The sequence below is a fragment of the Streptomyces sp. NPDC015139 genome, from assembly GCF_043079785.1.
Classification (GTDB): domain Bacteria; phylum Actinomycetota; class Actinomycetes; order Streptomycetales; family Streptomycetaceae; genus Streptomyces; species Streptomyces albidocamelliae.
In genome coordinates, this window is the sequence record NZ_JBIBUW010000023.1 from 1 (window position 1) to 13,357 (window position 13,357).

The 13,357-nt window shown below is 72.1% G+C and carries 15 protein-coding genes; 7 read left to right on the forward strand and 8 right to left on the reverse strand.

The annotated features are described in order from the left end of the window. The 3 genes from ACF08B_RS36625 to ACF08B_RS36635 form a co-directional block, all read right to left on the reverse strand. Positions 1-220, reverse strand: a 220-nt coding sequence (locus ACF08B_RS36625; RefSeq protein WP_392321361.1) for a DUF2637 domain-containing protein, incomplete at its 3' end; no start/stop codon positions are given. 94 nt (positions 221-314) lie between these two features. Next, complete coding sequence (locus ACF08B_RS36630; protein WP_392321362.1) at positions 315-1,235, reverse strand: DUF3558 family protein; 921 nt, start codon at positions 1,233-1,235, stop codon at positions 315-317. A gap of 128 nt (positions 1,236-1,363) precedes the next feature. Further along, positions 1,364-2,200, reverse strand: coding sequence for a hypothetical protein (locus ACF08B_RS36635; RefSeq protein WP_093476763.1), 837 nt, complete (start codon positions 2,198-2,200; stop codon positions 1,364-1,366). 228 nt (positions 2,201-2,428) lie between these two features. On the opposite strand from ACF08B_RS36635, the gene ACF08B_RS36640 reads away from it, so the two are divergent. Then, positions 2,429-3,622, forward strand: a complete 1,194-nt coding sequence (locus ACF08B_RS36640; RefSeq protein WP_073901802.1) for an RtcB family protein — start codon at positions 2,429-2,431, stop codon at positions 3,620-3,622. Between the two features lie 63 nt (positions 3,623-3,685). On the opposite strand, the gene ACF08B_RS36645 is transcribed toward ACF08B_RS36640, so the two are convergent. The 3 genes from ACF08B_RS36645 to ACF08B_RS36655 all read right to left on the reverse strand — a co-directional run bounded on the left by ACF08B_RS36645 (position 3,686) and on the right by ACF08B_RS36655 (position 5,012). Continuing rightward, on the reverse strand, positions 3,686-3,832 hold the full coding sequence (locus tag ACF08B_RS36645) for a hypothetical protein (protein ID WP_392321363.1): 147 nt from the start codon (positions 3,830-3,832) through the stop codon (positions 3,686-3,688). Then, positions 3,832-4,608, reverse strand: coding sequence for an SDR family NAD(P)-dependent oxidoreductase (locus tag ACF08B_RS36650; RefSeq protein WP_392321364.1), 777 nt, complete (start codon positions 4,606-4,608; stop codon positions 3,832-3,834). The genes ACF08B_RS36645 and ACF08B_RS36650 overlap by 1 nt, the downstream gene beginning before the upstream one ends. 65 nt (positions 4,609-4,673) lie before the next feature. Then, positions 4,674-5,012, reverse strand: coding sequence for a YnfA family protein (locus ACF08B_RS36655; protein ID WP_093476769.1), 339 nt, complete (start codon positions 5,010-5,012; stop codon positions 4,674-4,676). Between the two features lie 123 nt (positions 5,013-5,135). Here ACF08B_RS36655 and ACF08B_RS36660 point away from each other — a divergent pair, with 123 nt between their 5' ends. Continuing rightward, the gene (locus ACF08B_RS36660) at positions 5,136-5,600 is read left to right on the forward strand and encodes a hypothetical protein (RefSeq protein WP_176985682.1); all 465 of its coding nucleotides are present in this window, start codon (positions 5,136-5,138) and stop codon (positions 5,598-5,600) included. A 9-nt stretch (positions 5,601-5,609) separates the two neighbouring features. Here the strand turns inward: ACF08B_RS36660 and ACF08B_RS36665 are convergent, their stop codons facing one another. Continuing rightward, positions 5,610-6,014: a winged helix-turn-helix transcriptional regulator gene (locus tag ACF08B_RS36665; protein ID WP_392321365.1), complete on the reverse strand. Its 405-nt coding sequence runs from the start codon at positions 6,012-6,014 to the stop codon at positions 5,610-5,612. A gap of 136 nt (positions 6,015-6,150) precedes the next feature. Between ACF08B_RS36665 and ACF08B_RS36670 the strand changes: the two genes are divergently transcribed. The 5 genes from ACF08B_RS36670 (at position 6,151) to ACF08B_RS36690 (ending at position 11,461) form a co-directional block, all read left to right on the forward strand. Further along, a complete protein-coding gene (locus tag ACF08B_RS36670) occupies positions 6,151-7,041 on the forward strand; it encodes an NADP-dependent oxidoreductase (RefSeq protein WP_392321366.1) in 891 nt (296 codons plus the stop codon). Positions 7,042-7,475: 434 nt separating this feature from the next. Next, entirely contained in the window at positions 7,476-8,561 is a 1,086-nt protein-coding gene (locus ACF08B_RS36675) for an LLM class flavin-dependent oxidoreductase (protein WP_392321367.1), read from the forward strand. Then, on the forward strand, positions 8,558-9,130 hold the full coding sequence (locus ACF08B_RS36680; RefSeq protein ID WP_392321368.1) for an FMN reductase: 573 nt from the start codon (positions 8,558-8,560) through the stop codon (positions 9,128-9,130). The genes ACF08B_RS36675 and ACF08B_RS36680 overlap by 4 nt, the downstream gene beginning before the upstream one ends. 156 nt (positions 9,131-9,286) lie before the next feature. After that, on the forward strand, positions 9,287-10,015 hold the full coding sequence (locus tag ACF08B_RS36685) for a response regulator transcription factor (protein ID WP_392321369.1): 729 nt from the start codon (positions 9,287-9,289) through the stop codon (positions 10,013-10,015). After that, positions 10,016-11,461, forward strand: a complete 1,446-nt coding sequence (locus tag ACF08B_RS36690) for an ATP-binding protein (protein ID WP_392321370.1) — start codon at positions 10,016-10,018, stop codon at positions 11,459-11,461. It begins immediately after the preceding gene. A 41-nt stretch (positions 11,462-11,502) separates the two neighbouring features. On the opposite strand, the gene ACF08B_RS36695 is transcribed toward ACF08B_RS36690, so the two are convergent. Beyond that, positions 11,503-13,305, reverse strand: coding sequence for a phosphatidylglycerol lysyltransferase domain-containing protein (locus ACF08B_RS36695; protein ID WP_392321371.1), 1,803 nt, complete (start codon positions 13,303-13,305; stop codon positions 11,503-11,505). Positions 13,306-13,357 lie beyond the last annotated feature (52 nt).

The window sequence follows — 13,357 nt, forward strand, 5'->3', positions numbered from 1 at the left end:
GGATCCAGGTCAGGAGCAGGTCGAGGGCGAGGAGGACGCAGATGCCCGCGTCGATGCCGATCGGGAACACATACGAGAAGTTCCCGAAGCCCTTCTTGATGGCCAGCTCACGGACGGCCGCGTACGAACCGGCGAAGCCGATACCGGCGATGATCAACGCACCGGACACGACAACGCCGATGAGAACGCGGTGCATCCGAGTCAGCTGTGGCGCTGCCACTCGTACTCCCCTCCCATTGCGTGTTGTTGCGCGCAACAGAGTGGCACACGTGTGCGGCGAACGTGGTGCCGGTCAGCCCTTACGGGCCCGCCGCTCAGTTCTTCGCGGCGGACGACTTGGACGCGGACGCGCCGGCGGACGGCGCCTTGGACGCGGACTTCGACGGCGAAGCCGACGCGGACTTCGACGCGGCCCTGGAGGGGGACGCCGAGCCCTTCGAGTCCGAACTCTGCCCGGAACCTTCACCGTTGGCCTTCGAGACGGACGCGACCGCCTCCCTGAGCGCCTTCTCCGCGGCCTTCGTCAGGTCGCCGGCGGCCGGGGTCTTCTCACCGGCGAGACCGGCGCCGTTGTAGTCGAGGGTGACGACGACGTTCTCGACGCGGGCCACGACCGTCTGCTGCTTGAAGAGGCCTTCCTTCTTCTTCAGGTCGTAGCGCACCGTCGTCGCCTCCGCGCCCGTACCGGACAGGGGAGTGGCCTTGACGTCCTTCGCGCCGTCCACGCCCTGGGCGTCCCGGAGCTGCCGGCTGTAGTACGTGTGCGCCTGCGCGTCGCCGGAGCCCCGGGCGGTGTCGGAGTCGAAACGGAGCAGGGAGACGTTCAGCCAGCGGAACTGGGAGCCCTTGACGCCGTTGTTGTCCAGGCTGTTCCAGGCGCAGGAGGCCCGGGTCGACGGGTCGTCCGAATTGCCCTTCTTGGCGGAGTCCGAGCCCTTCGGCACCAGATCGCCCAGGGTCTTCTTCGTCAGCACCGCGCACGCGTCCGGAAGCTTCTTGTAGGCCGCGGCCTGCACCGTCGGGGAGGCACTGGCGGACGGCTTCCCGGAGCCGCCCGCGGACTGCTGGGCGGACGCCTCGTCACCGCCCTTGGCCTTGGAGTCGCCCGAGTCCGAGGAGCAGGCGGCGGTGATCAGAACCGCGGGGACGGCTGCCGCGCAGACAAGAGCACGGCGAAGGCGCTTGGCTCGCTGGTCAGTCTGGACACGGACGTCTCGCTGGGCTGCTCGCTGCATGGTTCCTTCACTCGTGACGCTCGGTGTTCGTGCGGGTTCCTGCGGGGCCCCACGGTACGCGGTGAAGGAGCTGTGCGGTTTGCGTTCGACTGCTTCGCGGACGGGCCGGGGTGGGTCCGCGAAGGCCGTCAACCGCCCAGTTCGTCGTCCAGTTGGGAGGCCAGCTCAAGGGCTCTGTCCTGCATTTCCTTGCTCTCGGGGACCGTTCCGGTGGCGGTCGGCTGCTCCTCGTACTGGATGGTGACGACGACGTTGGACGTGCGGAACACCACAGTCACCGTCCGCTGTCCGGCCGTCGAGCCGGACGGCTTGAGCCGGTCGTCGAGATACCCCTGATCGCCGAGATCGGTCAGGACGCGCGGCTGCAGGTCGTCCGGCGGGGCGCCCGCGGCGGACCCGGAGGCCCCGGACGCCGGGGTGGAGGGGGAGTCCGACGGGCTCGCCCCGCCACTGTGGGAGGCCGTGGGGGTCGGGGTGCCGGCCGGGGACTGCGTCGTCGCCGAGCCGCTGCTCTGCTCGGGCAGGTCGGCGGCCGTCTCCTTGTCCTGGTACAGCGTCTTCGCCTGGTCCGCGTCGCTGACCGAGTTGTCGTACGACACCACCCGCTCGAAGTCGACCGACAGACGGTCGGTGGCGTCGGCCGACTCCACCTTCCAGCCGCACCCGACCTTGCGGTTGGTGTCGTAGGTGAGCGTGGCCTGGCCCTGGTAGGCCTTGTCGCGCTGGGAGGGGTCGGTGATCTGCTTGATGCCGGGCAGCAGCGAGTCGAGGCCGTCGTGGTCGATCGCGCCGCAGGGCTCGGGCAGGCTGCGGTACTTGCCCGGCTGGGCCGTGACCGTCGCCGTGCCGGCGTCGCCCGGGTTGGCGTCGTCCGTCGGGCTCTCGTCCCCGGATCCGCTCGTGCAGCCGGCCAGCAGCACCGCGAGAAGAGCGGCGGTGCCGGGTAGGTACGCCTTGCGCTGCACGGTCGGGCTCCTCTCGACGGTGTGCGACACGGCGATGGCCGGTCGCTCGGTGCTCAGTGTCCCCGCTGGTTATTCGCTTGCCGCGGCGGGGCGCCCCCTGGAGACAATGTGTATCGCACGCACCGCGGTGGACGCCGGTCCCCTGTCCCTTTCCTGGACCTTGGCGCCGCTTTTGCGTTTTGTTGCTTATAAGCCTTTCGTTGTCTTTGTCGGGGGAATGAGGAACGTATGTCGTACGTGGAGATGCCGGGCGCGAAGGTCCCGATCCGGATGTGGACGGACCCCGCGACGGTCGAGGACGTGGCCCTGCGCCAGCTCCAGAACGTGGCGACCCTGCCGTGGATCAAGGGTCTGGCCGTGATGCCGGACGTCCACTACGGCAAGGGCGCGACGGTCGGGTCGGTCATCGCGATGCAGGGTGCCGTGTGCCCGGCCGCGGTGGGTGTGGACATCGGCTGCGGGATGTCGGCGGTGCGGACGTCGCTGACGGCGAACGACCTGCCGGGCGACCTGTCCCGGCTGCGGTCGAAGATCGAGCAGGCGATTCCGGTGGGGCGGGGGATGCATGAGGATCCCACCGACCCCGGGCAGTTCCACGGGCTGGCGACCGCCGGGTGGGACGACTTCTGGAAGCGGTTCGACGGGATCGCCGATGCGGTCAAGTTCCGTCAGGAACGTGCCACGAAGCAGATGGGAACGCTCGGGTCGGGCAATCACTTCGTTGAGGTGTGCACCGACACGGACGGCGCCGTGTGGCTGATGCTCCACTCCGGCTCCCGGAACATCGGCAAGGAACTCGCCGAGCACCACATCGGCGTGGCCCAGAAGCTCCCGCACAACCAGGGCCTGGTCGACCGGGACCTCGCCGTCTTCGTCGCGGACACCCCGCAGATGGCGGCCTACCGCAACGACCTGTTCTGGGCGCAGGAGTACGCCAAGTACAACCGCACGCTCATGATGGCGCTCCTGAAGGACGTCGTCCGCAAGGAGTTCAAGAAGGCGAAGCCCACCTTCGAGCCGGAGATCTCCTGCCACCACAACTACGTGGCGGAGGAGCGGTACGAGGGCATGGACCTGCTCGTGACCCGCAAGGGCGCGATCCGGGCCGGCTCCGGGGACTACGGGATCATCCCGGGCTCGATGGGCACCGGTTCGTACATCGTGAAGGGCCTCGGGAACGAGCGGTCCTTCAACTCGGCCTCGCACGGCGCCGGTCGGCGGATGAGCCGCAACGCGGCCAAGCGGCGCTTCTCGACGAAGGACCTGGAGGACCAGACCCGGGGCGTGGAGTGCCGCAAGGACTCCGGCGTCGTGGACGAGATCCCGGGCGCGTACAAGTCCATCGACCAGGTGATCGACCAGCAGCGGGACCTGGTCGAGGTGGTGGCCAAGCTGAAGCAGGTCGTCTGCGTCAAGGGCTGACGGAGTAGGCCCACGAGGAAGGCCCCCGGCCGGTGCCGGGGGCCTTCCTCGTGCGGTCGGAGCTCACTTCGCGTGGCGCACGGCGTAGATCATGACGAAGGCGATGAAGTGGATGCCGAACAAGAAGTAGGCGAGGAAGTACCAGACCTGGCGTTCGTCCTTCGTCTCCTGGGCCAGGCGGCGCTTCTCGAAGGAGTCCTCGTCCGCCATCACCGCTCCCGGTGGACCTTGGTGTTGGAGGCCTGGGCGCGCGGGCGCAGGACCAGGAGGTCGACGTTGACGTGGCTGGGGCGGGTGACCGCCCAGGTGATCGTCTCGGCGACGTCGTCCGCGCTGAGGGGCTCGGCGACGCCCTCGTACACCTTCGCCGCCTTCTCCTCGTCGCCGCCGAAGCGGGTGAGGGCGAACTCGTCGGTCCGGACCATGCCGGGGGCGATCTCGATGACCCGGACCGGCCGGCCGACGATCTCCAGGCGGAGGGTCTCGGCGAGGACGTGGGCGCCGTGCTTGGCGGCCACGTAGCCGCCGCCGCCCTCGTAGGTGCCGTGGCCGGCGGTGGAGGAGACCACGACGACCACGCCGTCGCCGCTCGCGTCCAGCTTGGGGAGCAGGGCCTGGGTGACGTTCAGGGTGCCGAGGACGTTGGTCTCGTACATCGTGCGCCAGTCGGCCGGGTCGCCGGTGGCCACCGGGTCCGCGCCGAGCGCGCCGCCCGCGTTGTTGACCAGGACGCCGATCGTCTTGAAGGCGCCGGCGAACTCGTCCACGGCCGCGCGGTCCGTGACGTCCAGCTGGTAGGCGACCGCCGAGTGCCCGGCCCGGGTCAGCTCCTCGGCGAGGGCCTCGATGCGGTCCTTGCGGCGGGCGGTGAGTACGACGCGGTAGCCGGCCTCGGCGAGCTGCCGGGCCGTGGCGGCACCGATGCCGCTGCTCGCACCGGTGACGACGGCGATGCGGGAGGCGGCGGACGGGGCGGCGGTGGCCATGAGCTGCTCCTGGGGGAGAGGAATCGGCGTCGGTGGTCGGCGCTTTCGTCCAGCCTAGGCGAGCCTCACCCGCTGTTCCTCGGCGCCCACATGATCACGGCCATGCCGGCGAGGCAGATCAGCGCACCGGTGATGTCCCAGCGGTCGGGGCGGAAGCCGTCGGCGACCACGCCCCACAGGATCGAGCCGGCCACGAAGATCCCGCCGTACGCGGCGAGGATCCGGCCGAAGTGGGCGTCCGGCTGGAAGGTGGCGACGAAGCCGTACGCGCCCAGGGACAGCACGCCCCCGGCGATCCACAGCCAGCCGCGGTGCTCGCGCACGCCCTGCCAGACCAGCCAGGCGCCGCCGATCTCGAACAGCGCGGCGACGACGAACAGGGCGGCGGAGCGGAGGATCGGCATGCGGGCAGCTTCGCACGCGGGGGGCGTGTCACCTGTTGGAGGGCGCCTGGTGTGCCGCGCGCGTGGCATACATCCGTACGGCGGCCGGGAGCGGCGGCGTGCGGTGGTGAGGAGTGGTGAGGCATGCGGATGCGGACGTGGGTGGCGGCCGGGGTGTGCGCGGGTGCCGTCCTGACGCAGGGGAACGCGGTGGCCGCTCCCGTGCCGGAGACCGACCTGTCCTTCCACGGGACGGTGGTGATGAACGGCGACCAGGTGGAGGTGCGGCTGACCCCGCGCAACGACGGGCCCGGGGCGATCACGGACGCCACCGTGCGACTGCGCTGGTCGGTGCCGCTGGTGGACCCGCAGTCGCTGCCTCCCCGTTGCCTGCGTGAGGACGAGCGGACGGTGCTGTGCGCGACCGGGGCGCTGGCCGCCGAGGCGACGGGGGAGCAGCTGCGCGTGCCGGTACGGCTGCGTGAGCTGCCGCCGGAGGTGGAGGTGCGGCTGGAGACCGCGTGGAGCGGGGACGTGGTGGACAAGGACCGGTCGAACGACAGCCTGGCGGTGCTCGTGCTGGCCACGGGGGACACGTACGCCTTCTGAGCCCGCGGGTCAGGCGGGGTTCTGCTCGTCGTAGCGTTCGCGGGCCGTGCGGACCTCGTCGAAGTGGGCCTCGGCCCAGTCCTTCACGGCGGTCAGCAGGGCGGCCAGGCCGGCGCCGAGCGGGGTGAGCTCGTAGTCGACGCGGACCGGCACGGACGGGGTGACCGAGCGGGTGACGATGCCGTCCCGCTCCAGGGCGCGCAGGGTCTGCGTGAGCATCTTGGGGCTGACGCCGGCGATCCTGCGGCCGAGGTCGCTGTAGCGCATGGGGCCGGCGGCGAGGGCGGCGACGACGAGGCCGACCCACTTGTCGCTGAGCCGGCCGAGCAGCTGGTTCGTGGGGCAGTCGCGCAGGAAGGCGTCGTAGTCGGCGCGGGCCTGCTCGCGCCGCTGGGCGGCGGTCATGGTCGCCATGGGGGCTCTCCTCCGGGTCACCAACGCACTCTCGGGTAACTACTTACCTATGGATAGTAGCTCTCCTACGGTTGGTGCTGCGGCCGGGAAATCGGCTGGAGTTCGGACAACTGGCTTTTTCCTGAGGAGAGTTGACATGCGTGCTGCTGTGGTGAGGACGTTCGGTGGCCCGGAGGCGGCGGAGATCGTCGAGGTCGCGGTGCCGGAGCCGGGGGCGGGCCAGGTGCGGATCAAGGTGGCGGCCGGTGCGGTGAACCCGGTGGACCTGGCGGTGCGCGCCGGTCTGTTCGGTGGCCCGGAGGCGGCGACAGGGCTCGGCTGGGACGTCGCCGGGACGGTGGACGCGGTGGGTGACGGCGCGGCCTGGCAGGTCGGCGACGAGGTGGTCGCGCTGGTGCCGGGGGTCGCCGATCCGCTCGGTGCGCACGCCGAGTACGCGGTGGTGGCCGCGGACGCGGTGGCCGGGGCTCCGGCCTCGGTGGACGCGGTGCACGCGGGCACCCTGCCGCTGAACGCGCTGACCGCCGCGCAGGCCCTGGACCTGCTGGATCTCGCGCCGGGGGCGTCGCTGCTGGTGACCGGCGCCGCGGGTGCGGTGGGCGGGTTCGCGGTGCAGCTGGCCGCGCGCCGGGGGATCACGGTGACCGGGCACGCCCGGCCGGGCGACGAGGAGCTGGTGCGTTCGTTCGGTGCCGCGCATTTCACCTCCGGGGGCGTCGAGCCGGCGAGTGCGGACGCGGTGCTGGACGCGGCGGTGCTCGGCGGGCCGGCGCTGGAGTGGGTGCGGGACGGGGGCGTGTACGTCGGCGTCCGCCCCGGCACCCAGCCCGCTCCGGTGCGCGGGGTGCGGACCGACGCCGTCCAGGTGCGCGCGGACGGCGCCCGGCTCGCGGAACTGGTCCGGCTGGTGGACGAGGGGGTGCTGACCCTGCGGGTGGCGGAGACCTACGCCCTGGCCGACACGGCCAAGGCCCACGCCCGCGTGGCCGAGGGCGGCCTGCGCGGCCGGGTGGTGCTGGTGCCCTGAGCCGACGAGGGCTCGGTTGGCGGAGGGCCGGTTCCCGGTGGGGCCCGGGGCGGTGACCGGGGAGGCGGGGCGCTGCCGCGCGGGCTCGGCCGGGGGCCTGCCGCGTGAGCTCTCGGTGAAGCGGGGCGAGGGGCCGGCTGCCTGAGGGGCCGGGTGCGGCCGGGCCCGGGAGTGCGGGTGGGCCGGCGGCTGGAGCGGCGGGGCCGGCTGTGAGGGGAGTGGGCGGGTGGCGCGGCGGTGGCGGGTGAGCGGCCGGCCGACAAGGGCCGGGTGCGGCCGGTCCTGTGGGGCGCGGGTGGGCCAGGGGGCGGAGGGCGCGCAGGGGGAGCGGTTCCCACTGGGCTGCCGGTGGGCGTGGGGACGGAATATCCGGGAGTGGGTGGTCGTTGGGCGGGATATAGTTGAAGCGTAAACAACTTGGAGGGTGAGCGACCATGCAGTTCGGGATCTTCACGGTCGGCGACGTCACGCCGGACCCGACCACCGGGCGTACGCCGACCGAGCGCGAGCGGATCAAGGCCATGGTCGCCATCGCGCTCAAGGCCGAGGAGGTCGGTCTGGACGTCTTCGCGACCGGTGAGCACCACAACCCGCCGTTCGTGCCGTCCTCGCCGACCACGATGCTCGGCTACATAGCGGCCCGGACGGAGCGGCTGATCCTGTCCACGTCCACCACGCTGATCACCACCAACGACCCGGTGAAGATCGCGGAGGACTACGCGATGCTCCAGCACCTGGCCGACGGGCGCGTCGACCTGATGATGGGCCGCGGCAACACCGGGCCGGTCTACCCCTGGTTCGGCAAGGACATCCGGGACGGCATCAACCTCGCCGTCGAGAACTACGCCCTGCTGCGCCGCCTCTGGAGCGAGGACGTCGTGGACTGGGAGGGCAAGTTCCGCACGCCGCTCCAGGGCTTCACCTCGACGCCCCGCCCGATGGACGACGTGGCGCCGTTCGTGTGGCACGGTTCCATCCGGTCCCCGGAGATCGCCGAGCAGGCCGCGTACTACGGCGACGGCTTCTTCCACAACAACATCTTCTGGCCCGCCGACCACACCAAGCGCATGGTCGAGTTCTACCGGAAGCGGTACGCCCACTACGGGCACGGAACGCCCGAGCAGGCGATCGTCGGCCTCGGCGGTCAGGTGTTCATGCGCAAGAACTCCCAGGACGCCGTGCGCGAGTTCCGCCCGTACTTCGACAACGCGCCGGTGTACGGCCACGGACCCTCGCTGGAGGACTTCACCGAGCAGACCCCGCTGACGGTCGGTTCGCCGCAGCAGGTGATCGAGCGGACCCTGTCCTTCCGCGAGTACGCCGGCGACTACCAGCGCCAGCTGTTCCTGATGGACCACGCGGGACTGCCGCTGAAGACCGTGCTGGAGCAGCTCGACATGCTCGGCGAGGAGATCGTGCCCGTGCTGCGCGAGGAGTTCGCGAAGGGGCGCCCGGCCGACGTGCCCGAGGCGCCGACCCACCAGTCCCTGCTCGCCGCGAAGGAGGCGACCGCCGTATGAAGCTCGTAGTCGTTTCGGCGGGACTGAGCGTCCCGTCCTCCACCCGGCTGCTGGCCGACCGGCTGGCCGCCGCGGTGGACCGGCGGACGCCGGTGCGGACCGAGGTCGTCGAGCTGCGTGACCTCGCCGTCGAGATCGCGCACAACCTCACCAACGGATTCGCCGGGAAGGCCCTCGCCGCCGCGCAGGACGCGGTGGCGGGTGCCGACGGGCTGATCGTCGTCACACCGGTGTTCAGCGCGTCGTACAGCGGGTTGTTCAAGTCGTTCTTCGACGTGCTGGACAAGGACGCGCTGGCCGGCAAGCCGGTGCTGATCGGCGCCACCGGCGGTACGGGACGGCACTCGCTGGTGCTGGAGCACGCGCTGCGGCCGCTGTTCGCGTACCTGCGGGCCGTGGTCGTGCCGACCGGGGTCTACGCGGCCTCCGAGGACTGGGGTGCGCAGGGGCTGGCCGAGCGGATCGAGCGGGCGGCGGACGAGCTGGCCGCCCTGCTGCCGCTGTCCGCCCGCCGGAGCGAACCCGAGGTCGTGCCGTTCGCCGAGCAGCTGGCCGCGCTGGAGCGCTGATCACCCCCGCCCACCCGTGGCCGCGGCCACGGGTGGCGAGGGAGACGGGAGGCGCGCGGTGCGGGTTGGGGCTGTGACGGTGAGAGGGCGGTAAAAAGGGTGATCGTAGGCCCGCTCGCCCCGGCCGGAGCACCGCCGCCTTGGCAGACTGGACGCGTGCCCCAGACTGTGCTGCTCGCCGAAGACGACCGCGCCATCCGCCATGCCCTGGAGCGGGCCCTGACGCTGGAGGGCTACGAGGTGACGGCCGTCGCCGACGGGGTGGAGGCGCTGGCGCAGGCCCACCGGACGCCGCCGGACGTGCTGCTCCTCGACGTGATGATGCCGGGCATCGACGGGCTCCAGGTCTGCCGGGTGCTGCGGGCCGAGGGCGACCGGACGCCGATCCTCATGCTCACCGCCCTCGTGGAGACCGCCGACCGGATCGCGGGCCTCGACGCGGGCGCCGACGACTACGTCGTGAAGCCGTTCGACGTGGAGGAGGTCTTCGCCCGGCTGCGCGCCCTGCTGCGCCGTACCAGCGCGGTACCGGCCGGCGGCACCGGCCCGGACACCGGCACCGCCCGTGACCTCCAGCTCTCCGACCGGCAGCTGGAGGCCGCCGGCATCCGCATGGACCTCCAGGCCCGCCGTGCCTGGCGTGGGCGGCGCGAGCTGGAGCTGACCCGTACCGAGTTCGAGCTGCTGGAGCTGCTGGTGCGCAACGCGGGCATCGTGCTCGACCACTCCACCATCTACGACCGGATCTGGGGCTACGACTTCGGGCCCGGCTCCAAGAACCTCGCCGTGTACGTCGGCTATCTGCGCCGCAAGCTGGACGAGCCCGGCGCGCCGCAGCTGATCCACACGGTGCGGGGCGTGGGTTACGTGCTGCGGGAGGACTGAGTGGGCCGCCCGCGGCGGCCGCCGGTCCCGCGCCGGCCCAAGCTCGTCTCCCTGCGCACCACGTTCGCCGTGTCCTTCGCGGCCGTCACCGCCGCCGTCACGATCCTCGTCGGCATCCTGTCCTACAGCTCCGCCGCCCGTCTGGTCCGCGTCGACCAGCAGTCGGTGTTCACCGAGGTCGTGCAGGACGTCCAGGACGAGGTGCGGCAGCACAGGATGGTCCCGGAGGACTTCTCCTCCTCCCGCCCCGGGCACGACCTGGTCCGGCCCGCCCGCACCGATGTGCAGGTGCTGGGCACCCGGGGCGAGATCGTCGACCACGGCAGCCCGGTGCTGCCCGTGACCTCCCGCGACAAGGCCATGGCGACCGCGCGGTCGGCCGGGAGGGTGGTCCAGCACAAGGACGTACGGGTCGACGAGGACCTGTTCCGCATCGCCACCGTCTCGCTCGGCGACGGACGGGGCGCGATCCAGGTGGCGCAGGAGTTCAGCGACACCGAGGACCTGCTGCGCACGCTCCAGCAGCGCACGCTCTATCTGATGGCGGCGGTCGTGGTCGCCGCCGGCCTGTTCGGATGGTGGCTGGCCCGGCGGATCACGCGCCGGCTGGTGATCCTGACGTCCGCCGCGGAGGACGTGGCGCGCACCCGGCAGCTGGGCATCGAGGTGCCCGTCGCGGGGCTGGACGAGGTCGGGCGGCTCGGGCGGGCCTTCGACCGCATGCTGGGCCGGCTCGCCCAGTCCGAGGAGGACCAGCGGCGGCTCGTCCAGGACGCGGGACACGAACTCCGTACGCCGCTGACCTCCCTGCGGACGAACATCTCGCTGCTGCGCCGGATCGACGAACTGCCGCCGGGCACGCGCGAGGAGCTGGTCGCGGACCTCGGACAGGAGGCCCGGGAGCTGACCGACCTGGTCAACGAGCTGGTCGACCTCGCCGCCGGGCAGTCCGACGCGGAGCCCCCGCAGCGGGTGGACCTCGCCGACCTCGCCGAGGAGGTCGTGGGCGTGGCCAGGCGGCGCACCGGACGGCAGGTCGTGCTGCGCACGAGCGGTGACACGACGACCGACGGGCGGCCCGGGATGCTGCAGCGGGCGATCTCCAACCTGGTCGAGAACGCGGCCAAGTTCGACCGGGGCGGCGAGGCGCCGATCGAGGTCTCGGTCACCGGGCCGGCCCGGCCGGGCACCGTGCGCGTGGAGGTGGCGGACCGGGGACCCGGTATCGCCGACGGCGACCTCATCCGTCTGTTCGACCGCTTCTACCGTGCCGCCGACGCGCGGTCCCTGCCCGGGTCGGGGCTCGGTCTGTCCATCGTGCGCGAGGTCGCCATGGCACACGGCGGGGCACCGTTCGCCTACCGGCGGGAGGGCGGTGGAGCGGTCATCGGGTTCACCGTCGGCGGCGGCATCGTCAGGAGCGGGGGCCCGCAGGGCGGGGGCTGAGGGTGCCCCCGGATCTGCGGCTTCCCGGGACCGGCTCCTTACTACCGGCCTCCCGTTCCCGGGAAGGTGAGGAAGCCCTCGGCGCGGGCGCTGGCCAGGCCGATCCGCGGGATGTCGCTGCTCTTCGCGAAGAGGAGGAAGCGGGGCTCCCAGACCGGGCGGTACTTGGCGTTGGCGCGGTAGAGGGACTCGATCTGCCACCAGCGGGAGAAGAAGGTGAGGATCGACCGCCACAGGCGCAGGACCGGGCCCGCGCCGAGGCGGGAGCCGCGTTCGAAGACCGAGCGGAACATCGCGAAGTTGAGGGAGACCCGGTCGATGCCCGACTCCCGCGCCCGCAGCAGGAGTTCCACCACCATGTACTCCATCAGGCCGTTCTCGCAGTCGCGGTCGCGGCGCATCAGGTCCAGGGAGAGGCCGTGCTCTCCCCAGGGCACGAAGCTGAGCAGGGCACGTGGTTCGCCGTTCGCGTCGCGGCACTCCAGCATCACGCAGCGGCCGTCGGCCGGATCGCCGAGGCGGCCGAGGGCCATGGAGAAACCGCGCTCGGTGGCACCGTCGCGCCAGTGGTCCGCGCGGTCGACGAGCAGGGCCAGCTCGTCGGCGGGGATGTCCTCGTGGCGGCGGATGCGGACCGAGTAGCCGGCCCGCCGGACCCGGTTGTGGGCCTGCCGGACCACGCGCATGGCGCGGCCTTCGAGGGTGAAGTCGGCGAGGTCGACGATCGCCTCGTCGCCCAGTTCCAGCGCGTCGAGACCGTGCCGGGCGTAGACGGTGCCCGCCTCCTCGCTCGCGCCCATCACCGCGGGTGCCCAGGCGTGCCGACGGGCCTCGGCGAGCCAGGCGTCGATGGCCCCGGGCCAGGCCTCGGGGTCTCCGATCGGGTCGCCGGAGGCGAGGCTGACCCCGCCCACGACGCGGTAGGTGACGGCGGCCTTGCCGCTGGGGGAGAAGACGACCGCCTTGTCACGGCGCAGCGCGAAGTAGCCGAGGGAGTCCCGGTCGCCGTGCCGGTCCAGCAGCGCCCGCAGCCGCCGCTCGTCCTCTTCCGCGAGCAGGCACGCGCCGCGCGGTGCGCGGAAGCAGGCGTAGAGGACCAGCAGGAAGACCGCGGCGATCAGGACGTTGACGATCACGTCGGCCCAGCGGGGGGCGTGCACCGCGGGCACACGGTCCGCGAGCGGGCCGACGCTGATGCCGCGCAGCAGCGTGTAGGCGATCTCGTCCTTGAGGGTGGCGCCGGGCAGCTGGTTGGTCGCGCGGACCAGCAGGGTGCCCGCGGTGCCGCCGACGAGGGTGCCGCCCACGCCGACGGCGAGGGCCAGGCGCGGGTTGGAGCGGTCGCCGATGGCGGAGAACTCGCGCCGGCCGAGCAGCAGGGCGGCGACGAAGAGGCCGGTGAGGGCGGCGGAGAGCCAGTTGAACAGGTGCTCCTGGTACGCGTCGCGGGTGAGCGCGAGGACGTAGAGGCAGAACAGGAAGCCGGACAGGAGCAGGTTGAACACCCAGGCGGCGCGCTTGCGGCGGCGCATCACCACCGCCAGGAACAGGGCCAGCGCCGCCGAGACGAGGCCGGCGGTGGCGAGGTACGGGGTGAAGAACTCGCCCGCGTTGTGCTCGTGCACCTCCTCGCGGAAGGGCAGCGACATGACCCCGGCGATGTTCAGGACGGCCAGGACGCGCAGGTACCAGACGGTGGCCGCGGCGGCGCGGGTGCGCAGCCGGCTGTCGGGTGCCGGGCGGAAACGGATCGGCGGGAAGCGGTTCGGCAGGAGCCGGACGCGGCGGGGACCGCGCGGAGCGGGGGCCTGCGGGGAGGTCGGGGTCGGCTGTCGAGCGGGCATGGTGACCGGTCGCCTTGGGGGACGGGGACGGGACACCGCAGACCCTACAGCG

Bases quoted from the DNA above. Each gene is read 5' to 3' on its own strand.
- ACF08B_RS36665 (WP_392321365.1), bottom strand. From the start codon at position 6,014: ATGGCGACCATGACCGCCGCCCAGCGGCGCGAGCAGGCCCGCGCCGAC.
- ACF08B_RS36655 (WP_093476769.1), bottom strand. From the start codon at position 5,012: ATGCCGATCCTCCGCTCCGCCGCCCTGTTCGTCGTCGCCGCGCTGTTC.
- ACF08B_RS36680 (WP_392321368.1), top strand. From the start codon at position 8,558: ATGAAGCTCGTAGTCGTTTCGGCGGGACTGAGCGTCCCGTCCTCCACC.
- ACF08B_RS36630 (WP_392321362.1), bottom strand. From the start codon at position 1,235: ATGCAGCGAGCAGCCCAGCGAGACGTCCGTGTCCAGACTGACCAGCGA.
- ACF08B_RS36650 (WP_392321364.1), bottom strand. From the start codon at position 4,608: ATGGCCACCGCCGCCCCGTCCGCCGCCTCCCGCATCGCCGTCGTCACC.
- ACF08B_RS36640 (WP_073901802.1), top strand. From the start codon at position 2,429: ATGTCGTACGTGGAGATGCCGGGCGCGAAGGTCCCGATCCGGATGTGG.
- ACF08B_RS36675 (WP_392321367.1), top strand. From the start codon at position 7,476: ATGCAGTTCGGGATCTTCACGGTCGGCGACGTCACGCCGGACCCGACC.
- ACF08B_RS36695 (WP_392321371.1), bottom strand. From the start codon at position 13,305: ATGCCCGCTCGACAGCCGACCCCGACCTCCCCGCAGGCCCCCGCTCCG.
- ACF08B_RS36670 (WP_392321366.1), top strand. From the start codon at position 6,151: ATGCGTGCTGCTGTGGTGAGGACGTTCGGTGGCCCGGAGGCGGCGGAG.
- ACF08B_RS36660 (WP_176985682.1), top strand. From the start codon at position 5,136: ATGCGGATGCGGACGTGGGTGGCGGCCGGGGTGTGCGCGGGTGCCGTC.
- ACF08B_RS36645 (WP_392321363.1), bottom strand. From the start codon at position 3,832: ATGGCGGACGAGGACTCCTTCGAGAAGCGCCGCCTGGCCCAGGAGACG.